22 protein-coding genes are annotated in these 25991 nt (G+C 38.4%); 4 read left to right on the top strand and 18 right to left on the bottom strand.

The genetic code is table 11. The features are described 5' to 3' along the window. Nucleotides 1–203: 203 nt before the first annotated feature. The gene (locus tag NTX65_08670) at nt 204–1634 is read right to left on the bottom strand and encodes an amino acid permease (protein MCX6169400.1); all 1431 of its coding nucleotides are present in this window, start codon (nt 1632–1634) and stop codon (nt 204–206) included. A 216-nt stretch (nt 1635–1850) separates the two neighbouring features. Beyond that, nucleotides 1851–2726, bottom strand: a complete 876-nt coding sequence (locus tag NTX65_08665) for an ABC transporter six-transmembrane domain-containing protein (protein MCX6169399.1) — start codon at nt 2724–2726, stop codon at nt 1851–1853. Between the two features lie 156 nt (nt 2727–2882). Here NTX65_08665 and NTX65_08660 point away from each other — a divergent pair, with 156 nt between their 5' ends. Both NTX65_08660 and NTX65_08655 read left to right on the top strand, forming a co-directional pair. Beyond that, nucleotides 2883–3005 (top strand): hypothetical protein, encoded by a 123-nt coding sequence (locus tag NTX65_08660; protein ID MCX6169398.1) that lies wholly within the window; start codon nt 2883–2885, stop codon nt 3003–3005. A gap of 46 nt (nt 3006–3051) precedes the next feature. Beyond that, a complete protein-coding gene (locus NTX65_08655) occupies nt 3052–4887 on the top strand; it encodes a KUP/HAK/KT family potassium transporter (protein ID MCX6169397.1) in 1836 nt (611 codons plus the stop codon). Here the strand turns inward: NTX65_08655 and NTX65_08650 are convergent. The 5 genes from NTX65_08650 to NTX65_08630 are packed head-to-tail and all read right to left on the bottom strand — an operon-like array spanning nt 4884 to nt 9462. Continuing rightward, on the bottom strand, nt 4884–5696 hold the full coding sequence (locus tag NTX65_08650) for an SDR family oxidoreductase (protein MCX6169396.1): 813 nt from the start codon (nt 5694–5696) through the stop codon (nt 4884–4886). The two genes, NTX65_08655 and NTX65_08650, sit on opposite strands and share 4 nt — an antisense overlap. Beyond that, on the bottom strand, nt 5693–6124 hold the full coding sequence (locus NTX65_08645) for a (4Fe-4S)-binding protein (protein ID MCX6169395.1): 432 nt from the start codon (nt 6122–6124) through the stop codon (nt 5693–5695). Before NTX65_08645 ends, NTX65_08650 begins: the two co-directional genes overlap by 4 nt. Next, a complete protein-coding gene (locus NTX65_08640) occupies nt 6125–7504 on the bottom strand; it encodes a glycoside hydrolase family 47 protein (protein ID MCX6169394.1) in 1380 nt (459 codons plus the stop codon). A gap of 21 nt (nt 7505–7525) precedes the next feature. Then, nucleotides 7526–8983 carry a glycoside hydrolase family 125 protein gene (locus NTX65_08635; protein ID MCX6169393.1) on the bottom strand — a complete coding sequence of 486 codons (1458 nt, stop codon included), beginning with the start codon at nt 8981–8983 and terminating at the stop codon, nt 7526–7528. 20 nt (nt 8984–9003) lie between these two features. Next, nucleotides 9004–9462 (bottom strand): cbb3-type cytochrome c oxidase subunit I, encoded by a 459-nt coding sequence (locus NTX65_08630; protein MCX6169392.1) that lies wholly within the window; start codon nt 9460–9462, stop codon nt 9004–9006. 205 nt (nt 9463–9667) lie between these two features. On the opposite strand from NTX65_08630, the gene NTX65_08625 reads away from it, so the two are divergent. Continuing rightward, nucleotides 9668–10228, top strand: coding sequence for a hypothetical protein (locus NTX65_08625; protein ID MCX6169391.1), 561 nt, complete (start codon nt 9668–9670; stop codon nt 10226–10228). Nucleotides 10229–10275: 47 nt separating this feature from the next. Here the strand turns inward: NTX65_08625 and NTX65_08620 are convergent, their stop codons facing one another. After that, the gene (locus NTX65_08620; protein MCX6169390.1) at nt 10276–12243 is read right to left on the bottom strand and encodes a glycoside hydrolase family 97 protein; all 1968 of its coding nucleotides are present in this window, start codon (nt 12241–12243) and stop codon (nt 10276–10278) included. Nucleotides 12244–12410: 167 nt separating this feature from the next. Between NTX65_08620 and NTX65_08615 the strand changes: the two genes are divergently transcribed. Then, a complete protein-coding gene (locus NTX65_08615) occupies nt 12411–13499 on the top strand; it encodes a M23 family metallopeptidase (GenBank protein MCX6169389.1) in 1089 nt (362 codons plus the stop codon). 21 nt (nt 13500–13520) lie between these two features. On the opposite strand, the gene NTX65_08610 is transcribed toward NTX65_08615, so the two are convergent. The 10 genes from NTX65_08610 to NTX65_08565 form a co-directional block, all read right to left on the bottom strand. Continuing rightward, complete coding sequence (locus tag NTX65_08610; protein ID MCX6169388.1) at nt 13521–14174, bottom strand: GDSL-type esterase/lipase family protein; 654 nt, start codon at nt 14172–14174, stop codon at nt 13521–13523. Between the two features lie 36 nt (nt 14175–14210). Beyond that, the gene (locus NTX65_08605) at nt 14211–15998 is read right to left on the bottom strand and encodes a beta-galactosidase (GenBank protein ID MCX6169387.1); all 1788 of its coding nucleotides are present in this window, start codon (nt 15996–15998) and stop codon (nt 14211–14213) included. Nucleotides 15999–16181: 183 nt separating this feature from the next. Further along, complete coding sequence (pxpA, locus tag NTX65_08600; protein ID MCX6169386.1) at nt 16182–16940, bottom strand: 5-oxoprolinase subunit PxpA; 759 nt, start codon at nt 16938–16940, stop codon at nt 16182–16184. An 8-nt stretch (nt 16941–16948) separates the two neighbouring features. Continuing rightward, on the bottom strand, nt 16949–18178 hold the full coding sequence (locus NTX65_08595) for an MFS transporter (GenBank protein MCX6169385.1): 1230 nt from the start codon (nt 18176–18178) through the stop codon (nt 16949–16951). 8 nt (nt 18179–18186) lie between these two features. Beyond that, entirely contained in the window at nt 18187–19131 is a 945-nt protein-coding gene (locus NTX65_08590) for a biotin-dependent carboxyltransferase family protein (protein MCX6169384.1), read from the bottom strand. A gap of 158 nt (nt 19132–19289) precedes the next feature. Continuing rightward, complete coding sequence (pxpB, locus tag NTX65_08585; GenBank protein ID MCX6169383.1) at nt 19290–20006, bottom strand: 5-oxoprolinase subunit PxpB; 717 nt, start codon at nt 20004–20006, stop codon at nt 19290–19292. A gap of 3 nt (nt 20007–20009) precedes the next feature. Further along, nucleotides 20010–21455, bottom strand: coding sequence for an alpha-L-fucosidase (locus tag NTX65_08580; protein ID MCX6169382.1), 1446 nt, complete (start codon nt 21453–21455; stop codon nt 20010–20012). 15 nt (nt 21456–21470) lie between these two features. Beyond that, on the bottom strand, nt 21471–22997 hold the full coding sequence (locus tag NTX65_08575; protein MCX6169381.1) for an alpha-L-fucosidase: 1527 nt from the start codon (nt 22995–22997) through the stop codon (nt 21471–21473). Nucleotides 22998–23174: 177 nt separating this feature from the next. Further along, entirely contained in the window at nt 23175–24524 is a 1350-nt protein-coding gene (locus tag NTX65_08570) for a Gfo/Idh/MocA family oxidoreductase (GenBank protein MCX6169380.1), read from the bottom strand. A gap of 29 nt (nt 24525–24553) precedes the next feature. Next, complete coding sequence (locus NTX65_08565; protein ID MCX6169379.1) at nt 24554–25879, bottom strand: Gfo/Idh/MocA family oxidoreductase; 1326 nt, start codon at nt 25877–25879, stop codon at nt 24554–24556. Between the last annotated feature and the right edge of the window lie 112 nt (nt 25880–25991).

Raw genomic sequence — 25991 nt, 5'->3', positions numbered from 1 at the left:
GGACAAATTGTATGAGCACGGATTCTGAACAAAATGAATTGGTAAACAATTTTAAAATATCAAAAGTTTTGGTTTATCTTTATTCTTTATTGGGACTAATAACAATCTCTATGTCTGTAGCGCTTTGTTATTATCTCTATCATATCTTCAAATAGAAAATTTTCTTAATCATCTCTCCGGTTGCAATTTTTTACTCGCCAAATTTAAACATCCGTTGGAGTAGTTTTATTATTCCGGTCTTTATATTTCCAAAATAAATACATCGGCAGACCTGCAGCAATTAAAATCAATCCCATCATAGCATTGGATGTATCCGAAATAATCGAATTAACCAGAAACAAGAACGAAAAGATAACGAAGATTGCGGGTGTATATGGATACCCCCAAACTTTATACGGACGTTCAACATCCGGCATCTTTTTGCGAAGGACGAAAACGCCAAACGCACCGAGCATATAAAATAACCATGCTGCAAAAATCACATAGTCGGTAATTGTATCAAAAGATCCCGAGAGGACCAACACACAAGACCAAATACCTTGAACAACTAATGAAATATGCGGTGTACCATACTTTGGATGTACCTTTCCTAAATCTTTGAAAAACAAATTTGCTTTAGCCATTGCAAAGGGAACACGGGCAGTTGCAAGAATGCTTCCGTTAAGAGCTCCGAATGTTGAGATGATAACCGCTATTGATATCAATGATGCACCGTTAGCGCCAAAAATCTTTTCTGCGGCAGAAGCGGCTACTAAAGGAGACTTTGCCATCTCTCCAATAGGTAATACATAGAGATAAGCAATGTTTATTAAAACGTAAACAGCAATCACAATCAATGTTCCCCATAATAAACTAAGAGGAATATTTCGCCGTGGATTTTTTACCTCACCCGATACATACGTAACACTATTCCATGCGTCGTATGCCCAGAATGCGCCCGCAAATGCTAGTCCTATCATTGCGATCATATTTGTAGTGCTGGAATGTGGCATCGCAAAACCGGTATAAATATTCGACCAGCTTCCGTTGCCAAGAAGAAGTAGAAATACCGAAATGAGAACTATCGAAATAATTTTTATATATGTAACTATTGTTTGAACTACGCCGCCAAACACTACGCCGATATAATTCACACCGGTTAAAAAAGCAATGCAAAGAATTGCAACAGCTTTTGTCCCAAAATCTAAAAGCGGATGAATGTTTCCAACTAAAGGCAGATAGAATGAAAAATCTTGTAAATTCTGTGAGATCTGAGGATACTTGATAAAGTAACCGACATACTCGGCAAATGCATAAGCAATTGCCGCCTGGCTTCCAGTTTGAATTACCGCAAGAATTGACCAGCCGTATAAATATGCAGTAAAATCTCCATACATTTTTCTGAAATAAACATACTGGCCTCCGGTCGCATCAATCATTCCGGAAACTTCTGCATTTATAAGCGCGCCGATAAATGTAATCAATCCGGCAGCGATCCAGATAATAATTAAAAGTTCCGGCGAACCAAGCTGCTGGGCCATTGAGGATGGTTTCCGGAATATTCCCGATCCGATCATTGATCCCGCTACGATCATGATCGTTGCAGTTAAAGATAATCCGCGGACGAGCTCAGTCTTTTTAGTTTTCTCGGTCATATTATTTTTTTTGTTAAAAGTTTGCACAAAATAGTTAACTAAAAAGAAATGTCAAATGGAAATATGATAGCAGTTGAGATTTGTGAAGAATTATTTCTTGCACTTTTTCCGAATAGAAAATCCACACTTGAAAATAGCTAACTAGATCGATCCGATATTTTTAATAATATTTGAAGTTGGATATAGTTAAGAATCACCATGTCGGACAAAAGTTTTTCAATATAAATCCATTTTAAGTCTGCTTGATAATTCCTTTAAGGATGTTCTGCTTTCCATTAATTCAGGTATGTATTCAACCGATGTCACAAAAGTCCATAAGTATGCAACAATTGAATAAATATTTCCAAGAGAAAAATCATCAAGATCAATTGCAATGTAGAGAACGAATAGAAATATTAAGAGAAGGACAAATCTCATCACACCAAAATTAAATGCACCCCATGTAGCAATCTTTTCTTGAGTTGTCGCCATTGACTGATATATAGTTTTAACTTGTGCAGACTCTTTTTTAGCAAATATATCATAGACTGATTCGAATTTATCGTGCAGGTCTGAATGAAGTTTAACAACATTTTTGCTATATAAAACGCTTAAAACTATTAAAGGAATTGAAATAAAGAGACATACAACTGAAATTCTCCAATCAAAAAAAGAAAGAGCAATAACAGCACCTAAAATAGCAATTGATTGCTCGGCAAGTTCGGGCACTCTGTACTGAACAAATGAAACATATTCTTGAGAAAGGTGGGCGCGTCCGGCAATAACCGAACTATCGAGCCCGGCTTTGTTTCCGCTCTCAGCAATTTTAGTAACAAGCTCAACATAAATTTTTTGAAATACACGCGTTTCAAATCTGCGCCGCAAAGTTCCGCTTCCGGAATTAATTAAGTAAGCAGTAATCCAAAAAATTAATGGAATAATATGTGCGTACTTATCGGCTGGAATTTTCATCTCTGCTCTTTTAAGAAACGCATCAATCAAATTTCCAAATAAAGTTGGCTCAACAACCCACGCAACATTTTCAATTAAGATAAGCATTGCAACGAAAGCGATTCCCTTTCGGTGTTCCTGTACAAGTTGGAATAGACGCATATTTTAACCTTGAAAAAATGCTGAAGTCTCAGCAATAAATAACAAAATCTTTTCGGGCGTGATTTTTATTGAATAAAAATAATAACTATCTTTTGTGTATTCAATAATAGCAGTTGGTTTTATTCACGGCTAAGTTATAAAATAAAGAGGTAATAGATGGAAATCGTTGATCAAAAAAAGACTTTAAATAATGTTGCATTCTATTTATTAATGTCAATATTAGGCTTCAGCGTTTTAGTTGCAGTCGGGTATCTTTTCTATGCGATCCTTTTCAGTTGATCTGTACTAAACATAAGATTTTCCACCAAATACTTAAAAAAGTAACATGAGCTCTAAGGAACTCCCTGGTAGTTCTTTAAGTGACCTTGTAAAGGCTATGGGGTTGGTTTTCGGAGATATCGGAACAAGCCCTATCTATACACTCACGGTAATATTTGTCTTAACTCCACCGACACCTCAAAATGTTGTTGGTATTCTATCGCTTATCTTCTGGACTCTAATAATTCTAGTAACAGTTCAGTATACTTTTCTAGCAATGAGTTTAAGTTCGAAAGGAGAAGGTGGGACAATTGTACTGAAAGAAATTTTACACAGTTCACTCAAGTCAGGCAGATCCATGATCTTCGTTACTTTTTTAGGATTCGTCGGCGTTTCCTTGTTAATGGGTGATGGAGTTATTACACCAGCTATAAGTATTCTTTCTGCTGTCGAAGGTTTGGAATTAATTCCCGGCATAGGTCATATCTCTCAGAACACAGTTGTTCTAATAACTATCGGAATATCGGTTTTGCTTTTTTCAGTTCAATCGCGGGGAACAGATAAAGTTGCTTCTTCATTCGGCCCAATAATGGTGATTTGGTTTCTTTCCCTTTTTCTAACCGGATTCTTTTCGTTGATTCATAATCCCGGGATTGGTATTGCGCTAAACCCTTATTACGGAATTAATTTTTTAGTTCATCACGGATTCAGCGGGATCATTGTACTATCCGAAGTTATATTATGTGCTACAGGAGGAGAAGCACTTTATGCTGATATGGGACATCTGGGAAGAACACCGATAAGACGATCCTGGTATTTTGTCTTCTTCGCGCTTGTTATAAATTATTTTGGGCAAGGAGCGTTTATCATTGCAAGTGGTGAACAACGCGATGAACAAATTAATATTTTGTTCGCCATGGTTAAAAACCAGTCGGAATTTCTTTACATACCGTTTTTAATATTAACATTGTTCGCAACTATAATTGCATCTCAGGCAATGATCAGTGCGGTATTCTCACTTGTCTATCAAGGAATACGAACGCATATTTTTCCTTTGATGAGAGTGAAATACACGTCGAGCCATATTAAATCGCAAATCTATATTGGCGCCGTAAATTTTGGATTACTTATTGCAGTCATATTAATGATTCTGGTATTCAGAGGTTCTAAAAATTTAGCGGCGGCTTACGGATTTGCCGTTACGGCAACAATGACATCCAGCACATTTTTTATGATCTGGATCTTTTCGAGAAGAAAAGATAAACTGAAATATTTTATAGCACTCTTTGTGTTTGTTATTAATCTGGTTTTTTTATTAGCTGTTTTTACAAAGATTCCGCATGGCGGTTATTGGTCAATTATTATTGCTATGATACCATTTGCAACAATCTTTCTTTGGACATTCGGAAACAAAGCTGTTTACCGCTCATTCCGCTCTCTTCCAATTGATACTTACCTTGAAAGTTTCAATCAACTTTATGATACAGGAAAATATTTACCCGGTACGGCTCTCTTTTTTACTAAAAGTTTAGATATGATTCCGCCTTATATGATTCACTGTACAATTCGCGGGAGTATTATTTATGAGCAGAATATTTTAGCGTCAATCGTTACGATGGACAAACCGTTTGGAGTTCAAAAATTATTTGTTCCGGAGATTACAGATGGATTATCGGGACTTGAAATTCAAGTCGGTTATATGGAAAGAATGGATGTACCAAAAATTTTAAAGGAAGCTAATATTGATCCGAAGGTTATGTTCTACGGCGTCGACGACATATATGCAAAACGCCCGTTCTTGAAACTCTTTGCATTTATAAAACGGGTTACTCCAAACTTTGTTCAATTCTTACAATTGCCTTATCAAAAATTGCACGGTGTTATAACAAGAATAGAGCTTTAATTAATTCCAGTCATTTCGCTGCTGATTTCCCAAATTTTTTTCCGCACAGATTCATCATCAACAATCGAATTATAACGTGATATTTTTTTATCGACAAAATATTTTCCGGTTGTATTTTTTACTTCGCGAGCTGATGCCAGAAAGACAGAATTTTCCGCCCCCCTTTTAACAGAAGAACCGCTTATGTTAAAGCCCGCTGCCAGCAGTTTGGTTGTTATAACTCCGGGGTGAAGTGAATTTGATGTTACATTTGAGCCGTTTAATCTTTCCGAAAGCTCTTTTGAAAAAATAATGTTGGCAAGCTTGGAAAGAGAATAAACTCCGTAACCATCATAATATTTTTCAGAATTAAGATTATTCCAATCAAGTTTTGCATTCTGATGAGCCATCGAACTCACATGAATAATTCTTCCCTCATTACTTCTCTTGAGCAGCGGAAGCAATTCATTTGTAAGCAGAAAATGAGAAAGATGATTCACCGCAAAAGTCATTTCGAACCCGTCATCACTCAACGTTTTATTCTTTAAATAAACACCGGCATTATTAATTAATACATCAACGTGATCGAATTGATTTTTTATTGTGTCGGAAAATTGCTTTACCTGGTGAAGTGATGATAAGTCGAAAGTGAATCCGTCAATTCTAAGAGCGTCATTCTCTATTTTCAATTCTTCAACAGTTTTTTCAACGCGGGTTTTATTTCTACCGTGAACAATAACATGCGCACCGAGTAATGCCAATTCTATTGCAGTCTGCTTTCCAATTCCATCCGTGGAACCGGTAATCAGAACAATTTTATTTTTCATCATCCGGTAAAGCCGTTCATTTTATGTGTGCCGTCGCAATATGGTTTGTTGTTTGAGCCTCCGCATCTGCAGAATGCAGTCACATTCGTTTTCTTCTCTTCCTTGCCGTTGCCCTCTTTTACTAAAAGATTTCCATAGACCAGGAGCGGCCCATTTGGAGTTGCCTCAATTATAATCTCCGCGTCGTCTTTTGTATCGGTGTTTAGCTGCTCGGCGGCATTCATATAAAAGCTTAATGCACCGGAGGGACATTGTTTAACTTGATTAACAATTCTTTCTGTACCCGCTGCGCCAATATTAATCCACGGACGGTTTCTTGGATCGAAAACTTGCGGCAACCCGGTGAAACAGATTGCCGAATGAATACATATATTTGGTTTCCAAACAACGGTTACTTCACCGTTCGTATATTTTTTTGTTATCTCTTTCATCTATTTCCAAATATTTCTCAATGGATGCGCTTCTGTGTTAAAAACAATTTTACTTAAGTCAATAGTTCCATCCGGGGCAAAAAAGAGGTAACAATATTTTAGAGTCTCGGCAAAGAAGAAGCTTTCCATCTGATCGCTTTTCTCTTTTGTAACTACACTTTTAAGCGCAGCGTAACCGTCGTCGATTCTGCAGTATTTAACAATACTATCAAAAAATGTTTTTCCCATCTGAAGATATTTCTCGTCTTTTGTAAATTGATATAGATAAAAAGCAGATTCAATTGCCTCCGGCCGCAGAACATAATTAGGGTAAGTTACTTTGTTGGTCTTGTAATCAAATTCTTCAGGTTCAATTCCGTTCATCATCCACATTTTATAAATTGATTCTTGCAATTGGACGGCATGTTTTAAATCACCACCTAAAACTAAAACAGCTGGAAGAAAAGCATCGAGCGCACCGTAGTTTTGAGAAATTTGTTTTCCGGTATTCATATCAGCCTGACAATACCATAAACCGGTTTCGGTTTTGTCGGCTAAGTATTTATTTACCGCGGCAATGCTTTTCTCGTACATAATTTTAAAATCCTTATCGCCAAAAAGCTTCCATGCTTTCAGCAGATATTCATAATACGAATCAATCATTCCGCTGATATGGCTTGAAGTATTTTTCCATTCGCCCGTTTCAACATCAATCGTAGTTCCGACTAATCCAATTTTAGATCTCCGGTTAAATAATTCGACAACTGCTTTTTTTGCTTTTTCAAAATAGATTTGGTTTCCGGTTAATTTGCTCAATGTTCCGAACTCTAAAGTCAGCGTTCCTATTTCAGCCGGATTGTTAATCTTTCCCTTAGTCTCGCCGGTTTTGAGATTGACATTTATGTAAGGCATTCCGGTGGGTGAATTAAATACAGGAAGCAAACGTTTGCCGAGATCTTCTGCTAAATCTAAAAATCTTTTATCGCCGTCAAGTTGATATGCGGAAAGCAATCCGCCGAGAAGTCTGATTGTAACTTCAAAATTTTGTACGAAAAGATTTTTATCGAATGAAAGTTTGTCAAAAATAAGTTGTTTGGCTTCTTCGGATTCTTTCTTCAAACCCATTAATACCATTGTATCAAATGCGTCAACCGGAGTCATTAACAAGGATTGACCTTCGCCGTACCAGTCGCGGTAACTTTTGCTGAGAGGTTTTAACTGGTCGTGTCCCCATGCATATTTTTTATACGCATTCCATGCATGAAGGAATTCGGTTTTAACTTTTTCTGCATAAACGGCTTTGTCTATTTTTTCTGAATTATCCAAGCGATCAAAAGGAGTATGGGCGGAAAAATTTTGAACAGCTAAAAAAGCAATGATGAGAATTAATTTTGTTTTCATTTTGATATCCGTTATTAGTAGTTAAAATTTTGTTTTCAACAATTGCGGCATCTTAGAATGCACGTTAATAATTAACTCGCCGAACAATGTATTAGCCCATGCAAACCATGAGCGGGAGAATTTTGAAGAATCGTCTTTGTCGAATGATTCGTGCATGAAACCTGTATTGGCATGTGTAGATTTCAATGTCTTAAGACAATCTAAAATTTCATTTTCGTTTTTGCTCGTCAATCCGCGCATGATAATACTCAAGTTCCATATTTTGCCGAATCCGGCATGCGGTCCTCCAATTCCTTCTCCTGCTTTTCCTTTGAAGAAGTATGGATTATTCTCGCTGAACAAAAATTTTCTTGTATTCTGATAGAACTCGTCATTCAGATCAACTGCATCTAAATAGGGAAGAGATAATAAACTTGGAACGTTTGCGTCATCCATAAAAAGTTTATTGCCGAAGCCGTCAACTTCATAAGGAAATATTTTTCCAAAATCTAAATGTTCCGCCAAAGCATATTTTTGAAGAGCTTCCTCAATTTCATCACCAAGCATCATAAATTCAAACGCAGTGTTTTTATCTTGAATAACTTCGTCGAATAATTCTGTTAGTTGTCTTAAAGTTTTGACCGCAAAGAAGTTTGACGGAACTAAAAATGGAAATGTCGTCGCGTCATCGGAAGGACGGAACATTGAGCAGATCAATCCAACCGGCTTAACCGGATTACCAGAGCCGCCGCCGGCGAGTGTATCGAGCTGCCATGAAGTTTTTCTACCGAATTTATAAGGCCCTAAATTTTCTTTACGCTGCTGCTCTTTAAATGTTTTGAGGATCAGTTTCATGGCACTCTTCCAATCTTCATCGAATAAAGAAGTATCTCCGGTTGTTTTCCAATATCCGTAAGCTAAGCGGACTGGGTAACACAACGAATCAATCTCCCATTTCCGTTCGTGAAGTTCCGGTTTCATTTCCGTTTCATCTGAATCCCAGTAACTTCCTTTTGGACCGTCGTTGAATGCATTCGCGTATGGATCAATGAGAATACACTTTGTCTGCCGGTTGATTACTCCGGCAATCAAATCGCGTAATTTCTTGTCATCCAACGTCAGTGGAAGATAGGGCCAAACTTGTGCCGTTGAATCGCGCAGCCACATTGCGTTAATGTCGCCGGTAATAACAAAAGTATCCGGTTTGCCGTTTATGATTTTATGTGTAACAGTAGTATCGAGTGTGTTGGGATAGCAATTTTCGAAAAGCCAAGCGAGTTCCGGATCGGCAATATCATTTTTTACTTCCGCAATTTTCGCTTCCACAGAATCGCTTATGAATTTCCGCTGGCTTTGTTCTGGACGTTTACTTATAAAATTATTTGAGGAAAAAAACGAATTTGATGGAATTGTTACTTCACGTGCAGTTAAATCTTTTGTGATTGCAATTCCAGCAAGCGCTAGTCCGCCCTTCTTAATAAAATCTCTTCGCGATGACATAAGGTTTCCATTATTATTTTTTAAAACTTTTCGCCTTTCGCTTCTCTTATATGGCTTCCAACCGATCTTATCCTTCCCCAGATTGAAACAAAGAAAATTATGATTCCAAGAACTTGACCTACCGAGGAAAGTAGAAGCAATAATTTTATTAAGTCATTTACTTGTCCGAACGAAGTAATTATCTGAATAATAAATCTTAATGCGGTTGAAATAGTAATTATGAAATAAGCCGCAAGAATTAAATTTGGTTTATAAAATTTGTCGTCTTTTTCCGGGCGTGGAAAGAACCATAAAGCAACACCCATTATCATCATCATCACCGCCCCGACAAGGATAATATGTGTGTGTGCCGAAACTAGATCGGGCGGCGGCCATGTATTAAAATAATAACGTGCAATGATCATATAAAGACCGGTAAGAATTCCCAACACAAGGAATGCTATGCTGGTTTTTATAAAGTATCTAACGGTTGAGAACATTTTTATTCCTTTCTCTATTCATGATAAAATTGAATTTATGGCTCTAAAATAGTCATTGATTAGTTGAGTAGTAAAGAATTTTCTTGAGCTAAGTAATTCAATTTACTATGTTGTAAACGAAACCCCTTTAAATAATTAAATAATATTTACATTAATGAAGGCATGATAAAGATTATCATTCCATAATTTTATAAGGAGAATTACAATGACAGAATTAACCACACTCTGGCTACCAATCCTCCTATCCGCAGTAGTAGTTTTCATAGTAAGTTCCATAATACACATGTTTTTACCATGGCATAAGAATGACTATCTTAAATTGCCCGAACAGGACAAAGTAATGGACACACTCCGTCCATTTAAAATTCCGCCCGGAGATTATATGGTTCCCCGTCCCGCCGGAACAGATGAGATGAAATCACAAGAGTATAAAGACAAAATAAAGAAAGGTCCCGTTATGATCGTAACGGTAAGACCTAATGAAATGTGGAATATGGGAATGACAATGTCTCTCTGGTTTCTCTATTCTGTTGTTGTAGGATTTTTTGCCGCTTACATTGCAAGCCGCGCACTTCCATTCGATGCCAATTACTTACAAGTTTTCAGGTTTGTTGGGGCAAGCGCTTTTATGGGGTATTCACTTGCGCTTTTGCAGCATTCAATCTGGTACGGGAGATCTTGGAGTACAACTATTAAATCTATGATAGATGGTTTAATATACGCTCTTCTTACTGCAGGCGTTTTCGGCTGGCTCTGGCCGAGATAAAACTATAAATATTTTCATTGGGACAACTCACGAGTTGTCCCTACAACTTATTTACTTATAATCCCAACCCATCCGCCACCAGGTGCAAGATGAATATCTAATTTTGTATTCTTGTTTACCTTTTGAGAAATCTTTTTGTAATCATCCGCATTTCTATCCGCATTGATACCGTCTTTCCAGATTGTAATTTTATATTCACCATCAAGCATGAATGAAAAATCAATTGTTAAATCGCGAGGTGTCCAATTAGTCATTGCGCCGAGAAACCATTTTTCTCCATTCCTTCTTGCTGCCAAAACATACTCACTTACTTTCGCATCAAGAATTTTTGTGTCATCCCATTGAACAGGTACGGCAGAAAGAAATTCCATACACTCCGGCTCTTTATAATAATTTGTTGGATTGTCTGCGAGCATCTGTAATGGACTTTCATAAATTACATACATTGCAAGCTGCTGGCAGCGCGTGCCTTGACTCATCGGTTGATTGAAAATCGGTTTAAAATTATTCTTTGTTCCGTTTATCATTGCACCGGGAGTGTAATCAACCGGTCCGGCAAACATTCGAATAAAGGGAATTGTAACAGCCATTAATGGATTGGCATAATCACTCCACTTGCTTTGTTCGAGTCCGCGTACTCCTTCGCTTGTTACAACATTTGGAAATGTTCTATACAGTCCGGTAGGTTTATATGCGCCGTGGAAATCAACCAGTAATTTTCTTTTCGCCGCTTCTGCTGCAATCTTATAATAATAATTTACCATCCATTGATCGTCACGCTGCATGAAATCTACTTTTATTCCAGCAGCGCCCCATTTAACAATTTGATTCATTGCATCTTCAAGCTGGTTGTTGAGTGTAAGCCACGACATCCATAAGATTACACCGAGATTTTTCTGCTTACCATATTGAACCAGTTCTTCAATATTCATATCGGGCTCCACTTGAAGTAAATTACCAAGTTTGTACCATCCCTCGTCAAGAATTATATATTCAATTCCAAACTTCGAAGCGAAATCGATGTAATATTTATAAGTCTGTGTATTGATGCCGGCACGGAAATCCACATTATAAATATTGTTTGCGTTCCACCAATCCCATGCAACCTTGCCCGGCTTTACCCATGAGAAGTCAAGATTCTTATCTTCCGGTTTTGCAAGTTTGTAAACAATTGTGCTTTCAATTAGATCGCCGTCTTTTTCGGAAACCATAATTACGCGCCACGGAAAATTTCTATTACCTTTTGTTTTTGCTAAATAACCGGCACGCTTTGTTACAACTAGATCTCTATCGCTCGTAACGGAATCTTTTTCGGGATATTCCGGGAAAATTCCGATCAACATTTCAGAATTATTTTCAGAGCCGGTCAAATACATTCCGCAATAATCTTCAAGATCGGCTTCAGTGATTGCGACTTTAATATTGCTCTCAAGTTGAACAAGAGCCGGCAAAGAACAAAAACGTTTTGGCGTAATCTGGCTGATTGGAATATTTAAATACTCCCGCTCCGAATGAGAATAAAAACTTTTTTCTTCCGGGAAAAATATTTTATAATTTTTTCCGAAATTGAACTCCGCCCGTTCACTGTATACTGTAATATCATTTTTAAAATTTGTCCGGAATCGGTATGCCGCTCCATCATTATACATGCGAAATATCAAAAAATAATTCCCATCGAAGGAAAGTGTCAACTCATTAAAATTATCGACTATAGTTTCGAACTTCTGCCTGACAACCGGTTTCAGAACATCATTAACGGTTCTCCATTTCTCGTCCTTAAGTTTAACATTCGCACCGAGTACGAGGTTATCGGCAAGCGTTAAAGAGATTTGAGAAGGTTGAATAATAACTTGACCGTTTTTGTACACGGAATATCTTATCACATCGGTAACATTGATTCGCATTTCCAATTTTTTGTCGGGAGAATTAAGAATAATCTCTTTTGCATTTAGAGAGGATGCAATAATTAAAAAGAATAAAATGAGACCGAGTTTGGTTTTAACAATCTTTGCCATGATTTTATCCTGAAGTTATTAGGGTAATTTTTCTTTGAATTCTTAGCCGTGTTTATTTGTTGTATGCGTAAAGATAAATCTAAGTTATTATTTGAGGAAGACCAAACTTCGACTAAATATGAGGGGAGAAAAATTCAAATATCATCTCACAACTTCGATAATGAGATATGAAAAAAAGTAAAAATCCAATTTTAATTTGTTTTCTCGTAATTATGTTAGGATGCAAAAAGGAGAATCCCGTTGAACCGATTCCTATTCGTACTCCGGACTGGGTTTACGGAACAATAACACAGCCGGTTCCATCATGGGGATCTTCTACGCGGCTTCAGCTTCCGGCATTAGTTGGTCAGATTGTATTAGGGCCTGGCGGGGGAATAGGCGCATTCGGTTCTCATCAAGGAGGACACCCGGAAGGGCTTGATCATGTGTGGATCGATATTATACTTGGCATTCCCGTGAGGAGTTGGGCTGATGGCAAGGTAACCAGAATAGAAGACATGGGCGGCGAATACTTTATTACTATCGAATATAACAACGGCTTAATCGGAAAACACATGGAGGTAAAAACTCCACTGGTTTCAGTCGGACAGCAAGTTAAAGCCGGCGATCCGGTTTGTTATGGGCTTACTTACGGAGCGATGCAAAGCGCAGAATTTATGTTGAATGATAAAAACCGGAATGACGGAGAATCTGCCGGCTCGAGCAGCTCTTACGTTTCTCCTTTTGATTATTTAAGAACTGATATTAGAGAATCTCTTGAGCAGGCTTATTATGCGAACGTAATTCAACCTTATCTTTCTTTGGGGAAAGATGCAGGAAGCAATCACCCGGCCGAACCGTATCTCACAAATCAATTATTGTTTCATAAATATCACAAAAATACAATTGCAGGTGAATGGCTTCTAAAAAGCAAATGGGGCGCCGGCGGCGCTCCGGATATTCTCACTTTGATTGATGCGGATAACCAATATTACAAAGGGAAAAAAATTATTGCGGCAGATAACGGTGGAACCGGTCAGCATGTTTATGAAGGATCATGGACCGTAGATAATGCCTCGCATCAATTCACGTTCACATCCAACCAAGTAACATATTACGGTTTGTTCGAGTTGAATGAAAGCGGAGCGAGAGCAACTCTTAAAATTGAATATAGAACAGATACGTTCCCCTCATCATTTTCTTCCGCCGCATCACTTTATATTGAGCGAAGCAATATTCCAATAGTGACCGATGCGCAAGAGCTTGGCGTGTGGTAATATTAAATTCTGATTAAAGTATTATTTGATAATTGCCTTATAAATTTCTTTTGCCAGCATTACCGCACCGTCTTTATTCGGATGAATTCCATCGGAAAATAAATTTCCTTGATCTTTGAACGGTGCGTATAAATCGATAATCTCCACATTCTTTTCTCTACTAATATTTTCAATCATTGGAATCATCTCGTTTACAATTACAGAATCATTAATTCCCCAGGCAGTATGAAATGCGGGGACAGGTTTGCATATAAAAATTTTCGGATTCGATTTTAGTTTTTTAAATGAATCAATCAAATCGACGTAATCTTTTTCAAACTCATCTTTGTATTTCCAATTCTGCGGCTTGGAATCATTTGTGCCCAATTTAATAACTACTATGTCAGGTAAGAATTCAAGAGCGTCTTGATAGGTCTTTTCGTTCCAGTATGGAAAATCACCTTTTCTTAAAAGTGTTCTTCCGCTGACTCCGAAATTTTTAACGTCGTAACCATCACCAAGAATTCTACCCAATACAGCCGGATATGAATTTTTTTCTCTGTCTGCAATGCCGGAGCCATAGGTAATGCTATTCCCTATACACGCCACTTTTATCGGCTGGACATTCTTGGTCTCTTGTGCGTGTATGATGAAAGAGAATAAGAACAAAAAAATTATTTTAGAAAAATATTTCATGTTAATACCTTTTATTTAGTACAAAAACCTAATCCCCTAGTTTTTTTTGCCGCTAATTAATTCACTTTTTAATGCAAGAAGATCGAATACAACAATCTCATTTTTTCCTTTTTTCAAGAATGGAGCAGGGCAGTACAATCTTTTCTGCGGTCCGATTTCCCAATAACGACCCAGATTGTTTCCGTTCAAAAACACTACGCCTTTTTTATAATTGCTCATATCGATATATGTGTCGCCGGTTTTGGAAAGTTCAAATGTTCCTTTAAAAAATATTCCGGGTCTATCTTGAGTTATTGTCGATTGCTTGATTGATTGAATGTATCTCGAATTAAATGAAAGGTTGCAAACTTCCCAATTCATCAAAGCCATTCCGTTAAGAGTAACCCGGTCGGTAATTCCTTTTCTATCAATCAACTGCTGGGCAAAATTAATTCTTCCCATCGCCTCAACAAAAATTTCGAGGACCGGATCTTTAACATCACTCATGGGAATATCGATTGTCTTTTCTGCTTCGCGTCTATCTAGTTTACCGATATATTTCCCATTTAGAAAAATTGTTGCATAGTCATGAAGTTCGGTGATTGTAAGTTTTCCGTTTTTATGCCCGATCAATTTTGTTTTGTATAATATAAAGCCTTCATACTGATCATATGCTTCCATCGGTTTGGGCTGAACCGACCAGATTGATTTGGGTAGATTATCCCACACGCTTGAAAATGATTCCATTTTAATTCCGGGAATCTCGATTGTTTGAATTGGTTTTGGTATCTCCGGAAGTTTTCCAACGTACTTGGAAATAAGATCTCTCAACGCAAAATATTTTGGTGTGGGAGATCCTTGTTCGTTAATCGGCGCATCATAGTCATAACTTGTTAGATCGGGCTCGTAACCTTTACTACCGGAATTGGCTCCTGCAGTAAATCCAAAATTTGTTCCGCCATGCACAACGTAAAAGTTGAACGACTTTTTATTGTCCATTAGAAATTTTACTTCCTTCATCAAATCTGTTGTATCCGGTCGTGCCCATTTTTCGCCCCAATGAGTTAACCAACCCGGATAAGTTTCGCTGCTGAATGCCGGTACATTTGGATTTCTTTTCTTCGCCTGTTCAAAATCATTTTCGTTGGAGCCGCTATCTAAACCGATTGCGGCGCCGTCAATGTTTCCGGCTTCAAGCATGTAAGGTGTTGCGCCGTCAGCAGTATAGAACGGAACATTAATACCGTTTTTCAACCAGATATTCCGCAAAGCTTCAAGATAATTTTTATCATTGCCGTAACTTCCATACTCGTTTTCAATCTGAACCATCAAGATCGGTCCGCCGTTTGTAATAAGAAGCGGTTTAACAATTTTTGAAAATGTATTGATGTATCTCTCAACCGCTTTCATGTATCGCGGATCCATACACCTAACTTTTATATCGGGAATTTTTAAAAGATAAGGAGGAATTCCGCCGAAGTCCCATTCAGCGCAGACATATGGACCCGGTCGCAGTAGAACCCACATTCCTTCATCCTGCGCAATTTTGATAAAGCGTGATATGTCCCGGTTCCCGGTTTTAAAATCAAATTTGCCTGGAGATGATTCGTGATAATTCCAGAAAATGTATGCGGCAATCGTATTGCATCCCATTGCTTTTGCCATTTGAATCCGGTGCCGCCAATATTCTTTTGGAACTCTAGCCGGATGGATTTCACCGCTTATCATTTGGAACGGTTTCCCATCGAGAAGAAAATTATCAGTCGATAGAGAAAATGTGTGTTTAGGAGTTTGAGCAGCTAGTGTTACACATAAAAGTATTAATGAAAATAAAATGTTTTTCATAAAAGGTCCGTAGTTTTAATTCAAGCCCTGTGGAGCGCATTATTGTCATTGCGATCCCGCTTTAGCGGAAGAAGCAATCTTTGATAAGAGATTACTTCGTCCCGCAATGGCGGGACTCGTAATGACGTGTTTGTAACACTCGCTGCTTGAAACGTGTAGCTTTAACAATTCTTAGTGTTGAAACTATATTCGAGAAATTCCTATTCCCGATTCTAAAAATTTATTTCTGATTTCTTTAATCATTTCAAGTGAATTTTCTGTATCGCTATGAATACAAATCGTATCGGCATCAATTGGTATTTCTAGACCGCTGCGGGAGAGAATTTTTCCTTCCTTGGCAATAAGAAGCGCCTGCTGTGCCGCTTCTTCCGGATCGGAATAGACAGCGTCAAAAAAATTTCTTGAACGGAGTGAGCCGTCATCTTCGTAACGGCGGTCTGCAAATGCTTCTGCCGCAACATTAAATCCTTCATTTCGCCAGACATCAATCATTATTGAGTTTGCCAGACCATAAAGAATAAATTTCTTGCTGATTTTAGAAATTCCGTTTGAAATAGCTATGGCGGTTTTTTCATCTTTAGCCGCAACATTGTAGAGAGCACCGTGAGGTTTTATATGATTGACTTCAAATCCATTTGCATCTGCAATCCGAACAAACGATTCTATCTGGTAATAAACAAATTGCGTAATCTCTTCAGCAGAAAGATTTAATTCGCTCCTGCCAAAATTTAACCGATCGGGATACGACGGGTGTGCGCCGATTCCAACATCATATTTTTTACAAAGTTTCATTATTTCAAGAATTGAATGAGCATCGCCTGCGTGCCCGCCGCAAGCAATGCTTGTAGATGAAATTAATCCAATAAGTTTTTCTTCAATTCCGCAGACTAACGCCTCGGGTCTTTCGCCAACATCGGAATTAATATCAATAACCCTTTTCAAACATTACCTCAAGTGAGTTGCTGTCCCTTTGTTTCAGGCAATAGAAATATAATTACTGCGCCAAGCAAAAAGAAAAACGCTGTTAGCGCAAACGCACTTCCGATTCCGTAATTATCCGCGAGTGCGCCGATTATAAACGGGGCTAAAGCACTAAAAGCCCTTCCAATATTATATGTAAAGCCCTGAGCGGTGCCACGGATGTTTGTCGGGAAAAGTTCGGCAAGCATTGCGCCGAAGACACTGAAATATCCGTGTCCAAAAAATCCAATAAATGGTCCGATCACCAACAACAGAATTTCATGACGCGCGAGCTGTCCATAGAGCGGAACAAGCAGCGCAGCCGCAATTAAGAATGTGAGAAATACTGGTCTTCTTCCGAAACGGTCCGCAAGAAACCCGAATGATAAATAACCGAAGAACGCACCGATCTGCATCGGTACAATCCATGTTGAACTTTTTACAATTCCCAAACCGGCTCCACCTTGTTCAACCGGTTTAGAAAGAAAAGTTGGCATCCAGGTAAATAAACCCCAGTAAGCAAAGAGAACTGAAGTCGTAAGCAATGATGCTGTCAAAGTTTTTTTGAGTAACGGTTTTTTAAAAATAATTAAAAGCGAATCAGTCATCTTACTTTTTCGATTTTCTTTATTCCGAATCCAGATTTCAGGCTCCGGTACATTCCTACGGATCCATAATGTTAAAAATGCAGGAAGAATTCCAACTACAAATAAAATCCTCCACCCAAATTGAGGAAGTATCACAGCAGAAATAATAGCGGCTAAAATGTATCCGATTGCCCAGCCTGACTGCATAATTCCTATCGCTTTGCCCCGGTGTTCAGTCGGCCATGATTCAGAAACTAAAACCGAGCCGGCAGACCATTCGCCGCCCATTCCAAATCCAACAAGAGTTCTCCATAATATAAGCCAGGCGATTGATTGTGCAGTCGCGGTCATTGCGGTAAAAATTGAATAACTGATTATTGAGAATACCAATGCACGCGCTCTTCCGATTTTATCTGCAAGTGTACCAAAGAAAATTCCCCCGATTGCAGATGCAATTAAAGTAACCGATGCAAGCGCACCGGCTTCGGCAGAACTTAATTTAAATTCACTTTGAATTGCTGTAAGTGCGAATGCATAGAACATTATATCCATTGCATCGAGCATCCAGCCCAGCTGCGCGGCAAATAAAGTTTTCCATTGATAGGACCGTATTGATTTTGACCAGTGTTCCAAGTTTGATTTCATGCCAGGGTTAAAGACATTGGTGAAATTAACGATTCAAGATGCATTCTCATCTCGTATGCTTTTTCGATCGATACAAATGAGAATTGAATTTCATCGCGCGGGCGAAGTTGCCCGACTTTGTGAAGATGAGCCGAGATCACATTCGCAATTTTAGGATAACCGCCGGTTGTTTGATGTTCAACGAATAAAATAATCGGATTACCGTCATGTGAAACTTGTATTGCGCCTAACGATACTCCTTCGGTAATAATATCTTGCTTGTTGATGCCTTCTAACATTGGACCGGTGAGTCTAAGACCCATCCGGTTTGTTTCTTCACTTACGGAGTAAACCGATGAAGAAAACAGATTAAGAGTTTCGGGAGAAAAGTTATCGGTTTGAGGAGCATTTGTAATGAATATTTTTTCGCGTGTCATTAATTCAAGCGCTATTTCTCTTTTCACCTTTAGTGGTTGAAGGTATTTGAAATTACATCCGGCATAATTTATTTCATCATTTGATAATAATACCCGCCCTTTGTATCCGCCAATGCTTGTTAGAAGATGTGTCGAGAAGCTTCCAAGAATATTATCAATTTCAAATCCGCCTTTAATACAAAGATAGCATCTTGCGCCCGACTGTGTTGCGCCAAAACTAATTGTTTGTCCCGATCTTACAAAAATTGAAGTCCATAATGGTATTTCAATTCTGTCTATGGTCGGTTGAAAGTCGGAACCTGTAATTGCAATAATCGTATCTGAATCGAATAAAAATTCTCCGCCTACTAAAGTCATTTCAATTGCAGACGAGCTTTCTTCGTTACCGAGTAATAGATTACCAATTCTAAATGACACCACATCAGCGGCTCCGGAGATAGATATGCCGAGATCAGAAAAACCAAATCTTCCCAAATCTTGAATTGTAGATTGAAATCCAGGTTTGATTACTTTCATTAACGGCATAATTAATCTTTTCCTGACCTCTAAAATTATTTCATAATTGTCATTGCGGGGAATTTCCCGAAGGAGTCCCTTCGGGGAAATAACGAAGCAATTTCAATTTCTTATAAGAAACTATTTTTAGTTTGCTTCTCCCGATTTCATCGGGATCGCAAAGACAATTATTCTAATTTCTCAGACACTTCTTTTTGATGTTCGAATTTATTTTTCGTTATTGGAACAAATTTTATTCTGTCGCCCATCTTTAAAAATGTCGGATCTTCTTTCTCCGGTGAAAAAAGCCGTAACGGTGTTCTGCCGATAATATTCCATCCACCAGGTGAAGAGAGAGGATAAATTCCGGTATGATCACCGCCGATTGCAACGCTCCCGGCAGGTACTTTTATTCTTGGTGTTAGTAACCGTGGAGTAGCAATCTCTTTCGGCATCTCTCCCAGATACGGAAACCCGGGCGAGAATCCTAAAAAATAAACTAAATATTCCGGGCGAGAATGAAGTTGAATCACTTGTTCCGTTGTAAGAGAATTATGTTCGGCAACAACAGAAATATCCGGCGCAAATTCTTCATCATAACAAACTGGAATTTCAATCATTCTTGAAGCAGGAATATTAACCGGACTTTCTTTTGTAAATAATGATTTTACTCTATCATGTATATCATGAGGATGAATCAAGAAAGAATCAAAAGTGATTAGAATTGAATTATACGCCGGATGAATTGATTGGATACCGCGGATTCCTGCAGAACGGATCGTCAAAAATAATTTAAAAACGCTTTCATGAATCTCACGTGATATTTCATCTCCCAGCTTAACTAAAAGTGATCTGTCGCTTGCAAATTGAATCTCGGGATATTTTTTCTGCAGTTGTTCGTTCATAAATTAATTTGAAGAAATTTTAATTACCCACGCGTGTTCACACGGCGGATCTTTTTGTAATGATTCCGGTATTCTAACTATAAATTCTGTTCCTATTTTTTCCAATTTTAATTTATTTTTTGAACCGAGCAAAGCAATTTTTGTTTTGTCTCCAACAACGGAAGAAGGGAATTTAATTTCTGACGGAATAGTTTTTTCATTTTCGTCTGCAAGGTAAATGGCGTAAGTCGTTCCGTCTTTCAGGCGAGTAAAACAAATTTTTCCTTCCCTGTATGGTGCTACCGGACGTGTGTTATAAATTGCTTCATCGTTAATTTTCATCCACGCGCCAAGTTCTTTCAATCTCGCATAAGCTTCATCGTCCCATGTTCCTTCGGGAGAGGGAGCAATGTTCAATAAGAGATTTCCACCTTTAGATACAATATCGACAAGCATATTTATCAACTCATGGGCACTTTTATATTTCGCATTGAACGTGTAACTCCAACCGCCGCCCATGATAATACATGATTCCCACGGATAGGGAAGCAGTTTTCCCGGAATTTGATTTTCCGGTGTAAGATAATTCTGATATGGTCCTTCAACGGCGCGGTCGACCACAATTAATCCCGGTTGTTTTTCTCTTGCTTTGCGGACAAGCTCCGGCATATTTATATCCTGGCTCTGGGGACGGGTAGCATATTTTGCAGAGAGCATTTGTACTTTAACTTCTTCGTCGGTTTTAATTCTTACCCAGCCGCCGTCCAGCCAGAGGATATCAATTCTCCCATAATCTGTCATCAGTTCCATAATTTGATTGTGTGTGAACTCAACAAAATTTTTCCATCGGTCGGGATAAGTCGGAATATTATAATTTACATTGCGGTCGGGAGTTGCAAAATTCGGCCACCAATAATTTTCGTTATGCCAATCCGGTTTTGAAAAATAAGCCCCGGTCATGAATCCTTGTTTGCGGAAAGCATCAAAAATTTCTTTTGTTACATTCGCTTTGGGATTTGTACTGAATGCACATTCGGGATCGGTGATTTTAAAATTTGTCTGTTTGGTATCAAACATCGAAAATCCGTCGTGATGTTTGGTTGTGAATACAACATATCTCATCCCGGCTTCTTTTGCCGCAAGCGCCCATTTATCCGGATCAAATTTTGTCGGGTTGAAAGTTTTCTTCAATCCCTCATATTGTTTTTTGTATTCAACGTAATTATCAATCTTTCTTCTTTCCCAGCCCTCGTCCTCAGAACAGATCGACCATGACTCAACAACACCCCATTGAGAATATGGACCCCAGTGCATCAGCAAACCGAATTTAATATCCTGCCATTTTTCCAATTGCTTGAGCACAAGCGGATCGGTTTCCGGATAATATTTTTGAAGATACTCTTGAGCGGAAATGTTGTAGAAAAAAAGTAAGATTAAAATCATGAGTGAAGGGAAGAAATTATTTTTCATGATGATTTCCTTTTGTTATTCGGCCGACTTATACAAACCGAAGTTGGAAATTGTCGGGTTCAATCGTGATTGTTCAATTACAAGTCTAACTCTATTTGTTTTTATTGGTTTGAAATGAAACAGTCTTTTATAGCCTACAGTTGTCCCATCCGCAAATTTTATCCAATCAGTTCCATTCCAAAAATCGAGATGAAATTTTTCGATTCTCTGCCCCACACGTATTTCTTCCTGAAGCATAGCAACATCAAATCTATTTTCCTTTGGAAGAATGAACTCGATTGATGCGGTATCGAGTGTTCCTATTGTTGCCCAGTATGTGCTATTATCAATTAGGAGAGACGCATTAAATATTTCCTTCATGCCTGCGGATTTTATTTTTGCATTTATAGCCAGATTTGTTCTAAAGGTTTTATTAAGAAGCTGTTTCATTCCCATCAAACTTTTTATATCGTAATCTGTTAACAATCCGCGTTTATCCGGAGGAACGTTTAGAAGCAGAACACTATTGCGACCGACTGAGTTGAAATAAATATCAACTAATTTTTCCGGCGATTTTACCAAAGTATCTTGTGAAGAACGGTAAAACCATCCTGGACGAATTGAAACATCTGTTTCGGCAGGATACCAGAACAAGCCATTAGCTTTTGAAATTTTTTCTCTACTTCCAAGGTCTTCACCCATTATATCGTGCGGTTGGTAAATTTCATCAAGCGGTTTTTTCTCAGACGCAATTTTTTCATCCATCTTTGAAAGATCAATCGGAATAACACTCCATTCAGTCACTCTTCCGTAACCGGATTCCGTTCCTACCCATCTTATATCCGGCGCCATTCCGAATATTACCGCATTCGGCTGAAGTTCGCGTATCACTTTGTAATAAGATTGCCAATCGTAAACTTGTTTTTTCCCGTTCGGACCTTCTCCGTTTGCGCCGTCGAACCAGACTTCGGTTATCTCGCCGTAATTTGTAAGAAGTTCCCGCAGTTGATTGCAAAAATATTCATTGTACTTCGGTGAATCTCCGTAATCCGGATTGTTTCGGTCCCAAGGAGAAAGATAAACTCCGAACTTCAAACCGAATTCTTTGCAAGCATGTGATACTTCGCGAACGACGTCGCCTTTTCCGTTTTTCCAAAGAGAATTTTTTACACTATGCTCTGTGTATTTACTCGGCCATAAGCAGAATCCGTCGTGATGCTTCACGGTTAGGATCAGCATTTTTATTCCGGCATTTTTAAATGTGCGAATCCATTGCCGTGCGTCGAAATTGGTTGGCTTAAATAATTTCGGATCTTCTTTGCCGGCACCCCATTCGTTTTCTGTAAATGTGTTCATACCGAAATGCGCGAAAGCAATCAACTCCATCTTCTGCCAGTTGTATTGCTGCTGTGTTGGAACAACATTAGCCGCTTTTGAAATTATTTGTTCTGGTGAGTCTGTTGATTTTATGAATGTAAAGTTTCTGTTTTTATTGTTGCCTGACTGCTGAGGTAGTATGATTGCTAAACATGTGAGTACGAGAACGATAGTAAGTTTTTTCATTACAGTCTCACTGTTTGATATTTACAAAAGCAAGATAGGAAAATAATATTCCTAATGAATGGTTTACCGTTTATAGTAATAGAACACGAATAACACAGATCGAGCGGATTCCCACCGATGGATTCTGATGTATCTTATATATCAGTCTCATCTATGTTTGATCGATAAGTGCCGCGTTTACATCACCATCAATTCTCTTTTCTTCTTCCACATACCGCGAGTGAAATCCGGAAATTTTTGAGGCATCCCTTTTTGCTTTATTGATTTTTCGCTCAGTTCACAAACTGCACTAATAACAGCGGCGTCATAAACATCCATATCGGGCTCAACACCTTTTAAGAGAGCATTTACCAATCTATAATCTTCTATAAAATCCATTCCGCCGTGTCCCGCACCTTTACTTTTTTCTTCAAGATCAACCCAGATTGGATGTTCGTACTTCTTCATATACTCATCAATTTTTTCCCAAGCGTCCGGTTTGCCTTCTTCCTCAATATAAATTTTTTGTTCCGGATATTTTCTAACTAATCCTTTAGTCCCTTGAACATAAATATCTCTGCTGTAAGGACGCGGAGAACTTGTATCGTGTGTTATAAGAATTGTCTCGTCGTTCATAGTTTTAATAAGTGTCGTAACCACATCGCTTAGAACAAATTTTTCTTTTGCTTGCGGGCTATCCGCACCGAATCTTTTTTCAGCATAAAGATGAAGTCCGCGTGTTTTTGTGCCGAACGATACGAGATAATCAAAATAATTTCCGCGGTTAATGTCGAGGCACTGTGCGATTGGTCCGAGTCCGTGTGTGGGATAAAAATCACCGTTCCGTTTCATAGCATGGGCGCGTCTCCAGAGACCTTCACCTTCAAGATCATGCTTAACTGCCCGGAGATCGTGAAGATAACCGCATTCAGTATGAAGCAGCTCGCCGAACAATCCTTTCTTCACCATATTCAAAATCATCATTTCTGTTTTATCGTAATTGCAGTTCTCCATCATGATACAATACTTCCCGGTTTTTTCCGAAGTCTCAACAAGTTTCCAGCAATCTTCAATTGTGTTAGCTGCTGGAACTTCAGTAGCGGTATGTTTACCGTTGTTCATTGCCTCAAGACAAACAGGTACATGCCATTCCCAAGGAAGAGCGGAATAAACAAGATCAATATCATCACGCTGGCATAAGCGCTTAAAATCAGTTTCACTTTTTGTATATAGTTCAGGTTTTTTAAATCCGGCTTTTACAATCATCTCTTGAGCTCTTGCTGCATGAGCTTCAACTATATCGCACACGGCAACAATCTCAGCGCCTTTAATCTTAAGCAGATTAGAAACATGATCTGTTCCTTGTCCGCCGACTCCCACATAACCGATCCTAACTTTTTCCATCGGCTTTGCCACCGGCGCTACTTTAGCCGGACTCTTTAATTTTTGCTGAATCTCATCTGCGAGCGCAACGCTGCTTACTGCAATTCCAACACCTGCCATAGCGCTTCTCTTAATAAAATCACGTCTCTTTAGATTATTTTCCATTTTTAACTCCGCTAATTTTTTTCATATGATTAAACTTTAGGTTCCCAGCCTTTTTCATATTTGCGTCTCCAATACTTCGCTGCTTCGTTGTCATTCAGAATATGACCGGTATTCTTATCTAAATTTAGAATGCGGTTAAACTTCCAAGCAATATTTGATAGTTGAAGAATTGTTACGCTTATATTTCCTTCATCAATAGGTGAATGAAGTTTTTCATTCATAGTTATTCCATTTATAAAATTTTGAAAATGCTGGATTGTCATTGTATCCATACCAACTAAATCTTGAGTAGTAGTTTTGTTTGACAAATCGAACTCATCAATTTTTTTATCATCTAAAGTAAAAACTTGATATCCGTCCCGGTCAACCAAGACAGTTCCTTTTGTACCGTGAATTGTTGCGCCTCTGCCTCTTCCGTAATATTGTTTTCCTTGGCAGCTCATTCCTTCCCATGTGATCATTTTATCGTCATATTCGTAACTTGTAACAAGTGTATCGTAAAATTCCCAATCATCTTTGAAATGATACCTTCCGCCGGAAGCTGAAACCCGGTTTGGATAATCAACGCCAAGAGCCCACCGGCAGAGATCAACTTCGTGAGTTCCGTTATTTAATGTTTCTCCGGTTCCCCAATTCCAGAACCAATGCCAATTGTAAGGATGAATATTATCTTTATATTCTCTACGCGGTGCAGGACCTTGCCATAGATCCCAATCAAGATAATCCGGAACGGGAACAACTTTGCCGACGCCGATAGAAGTGCGCGTATTGCTGTACCAAGCTTTTCCAAAATACGGTCTGCCGATTATACCGTCTTGAATTTTCTTCATGATCTCGATTGTATGCGGGGAAGACCTTTGCTGATTTCCCATCTGAACAAGTTTACCATATTTTTTTTGTGCTTGAACCAGCAGCTCACCTTCATACGGATTGTGGCTGGACGGCTTTTCAACGTAAACATGTTTTCCCGCTTGCAATGCCATGATCGCCATAATCGCGTGCCAATGTTCCGGTGTTGCAATTGTAATTGCATCAACATCTTTCGATTCAAGTATTTTGCGAAAATCTTTTTCTTTCATCGGAGCTTGATTGAATTTTTTTTCTGTTTCGATCGCAAATTTATCGAGTTCGCGTTTATCAACATCACATACATGAGTGACCATTGTATTATTGCACATCTTAGCGCCTTCAAGATGAGCATATGCACGCCCGTGTAAACCGATGATGGCAAAATTTATTCTATCGTTTGCGCCTTTTATTCTTCCATAACTTTTTGCGGATAAACCAATTCCGCCTATTGTAACGCCCGCCGCCGCAAGCGCACTTTTTTTAATAAAATCTCTTCGTGTTGTCATTTTATTTTCCTTGGTTATCGTTTAATTAAACGCGGATTTACAAAGATTGATCTGTGATAATCCGTTTAATCTGTGTCATCCGTGTTCTATTTTTATTTATCATTTTTCTTGA

This window comes from Ignavibacteriales bacterium (assembly GCA_026390795.1).
Taxonomy (GTDB): Bacteria; Bacteroidota; Ignavibacteria; order Ignavibacteriales; family Melioribacteraceae; genus Fen-1258.
Note: the sequence above shows the minus strand (reverse complement) of the source record. Positions and strands in the feature narration are given on the sequence as shown.

Bases quoted from the DNA above. Each gene is read 5' to 3' on its own strand.
- NTX65_08670 (MCX6169400.1), bottom strand. From the start codon at position 1,634: ATGACCGAGAAAACTAAAAAGACTGAGCTCGTCCGCGGATTATCTTTA.
- NTX65_08665 (MCX6169399.1), bottom strand. From the start codon at position 2,726: ATGCGTCTATTCCAACTTGTACAGGAACACCGAAAGGGAATCGCTTTC.
- NTX65_08660 (MCX6169398.1), top strand. From the start codon at position 2,883: ATGGAAATCGTTGATCAAAAAAAGACTTTAAATAATGTTGCATTCTAT.
- NTX65_08655 (MCX6169397.1), top strand. From the start codon at position 3,052: ATGAGCTCTAAGGAACTCCCTGGTAGTTCTTTAAGTGACCTTGTAAAG.
- NTX65_08650 (MCX6169396.1), bottom strand. From the start codon at position 5,696: ATGATGAAAAATAAAATTGTTCTGATTACCGGTTCCACGGATGGAATT.
- NTX65_08645 (MCX6169395.1), bottom strand. From the start codon at position 6,124: ATGAAAGAGATAACAAAAAAATATACGAACGGTGAAGTAACCGTTGTT.
- NTX65_08640 (MCX6169394.1), bottom strand. From the start codon at position 7,504: ATGAAAACAAAATTAATTCTCATCATTGCTTTTTTAGCTGTTCAAAAT.
- NTX65_08635 (MCX6169393.1), bottom strand. From the start codon at position 8,983: ATGTCATCGCGAAGAGATTTTATTAAGAAGGGCGGACTAGCGCTTGCT.
- NTX65_08630 (MCX6169392.1), bottom strand. From the start codon at position 9,462: ATGTTCTCAACCGTTAGATACTTTATAAAAACCAGCATAGCATTCCTT.
- NTX65_08625 (MCX6169391.1), top strand. From the start codon at position 9,668: ATGACAGAATTAACCACACTCTGGCTACCAATCCTCCTATCCGCAGTA.
- NTX65_08620 (MCX6169390.1), bottom strand. From the start codon at position 12,243: ATGGCAAAGATTGTTAAAACCAAACTCGGTCTCATTTTATTCTTTTTA.
- NTX65_08615 (MCX6169389.1), top strand. From the start codon at position 12,411: ATGAAAAAAAGTAAAAATCCAATTTTAATTTGTTTTCTCGTAATTATG.
- NTX65_08610 (MCX6169388.1), bottom strand. From the start codon at position 14,174: ATGAAATATTTTTCTAAAATAATTTTTTTGTTCTTATTCTCTTTCATC.
- NTX65_08605 (MCX6169387.1), bottom strand. From the start codon at position 15,998: ATGAAAAACATTTTATTTTCATTAATACTTTTATGTGTAACACTAGCT.
- NTX65_08590 (MCX6169384.1), bottom strand. From the start codon at position 19,131: ATGCCGTTAATGAAAGTAATCAAACCTGGATTTCAATCTACAATTCAA.
- pxpB (MCX6169383.1), bottom strand. From the start codon at position 20,006: ATGAACGAACAACTGCAGAAAAAATATCCCGAGATTCAATTTGCAAGC.
- NTX65_08580 (MCX6169382.1), bottom strand. From the start codon at position 21,455: ATGAAAAATAATTTCTTCCCTTCACTCATGATTTTAATCTTACTTTTT.
- NTX65_08575 (MCX6169381.1), bottom strand. From the start codon at position 22,997: ATGAAAAAACTTACTATCGTTCTCGTACTCACATGTTTAGCAATCATA.
- NTX65_08570 (MCX6169380.1), bottom strand. From the start codon at position 24,524: ATGGAAAATAATCTAAAGAGACGTGATTTTATTAAGAGAAGCGCTATG.
- NTX65_08565 (MCX6169379.1), bottom strand. From the start codon at position 25,879: ATGACAACACGAAGAGATTTTATTAAAAAAAGTGCGCTTGCGGCGGCG.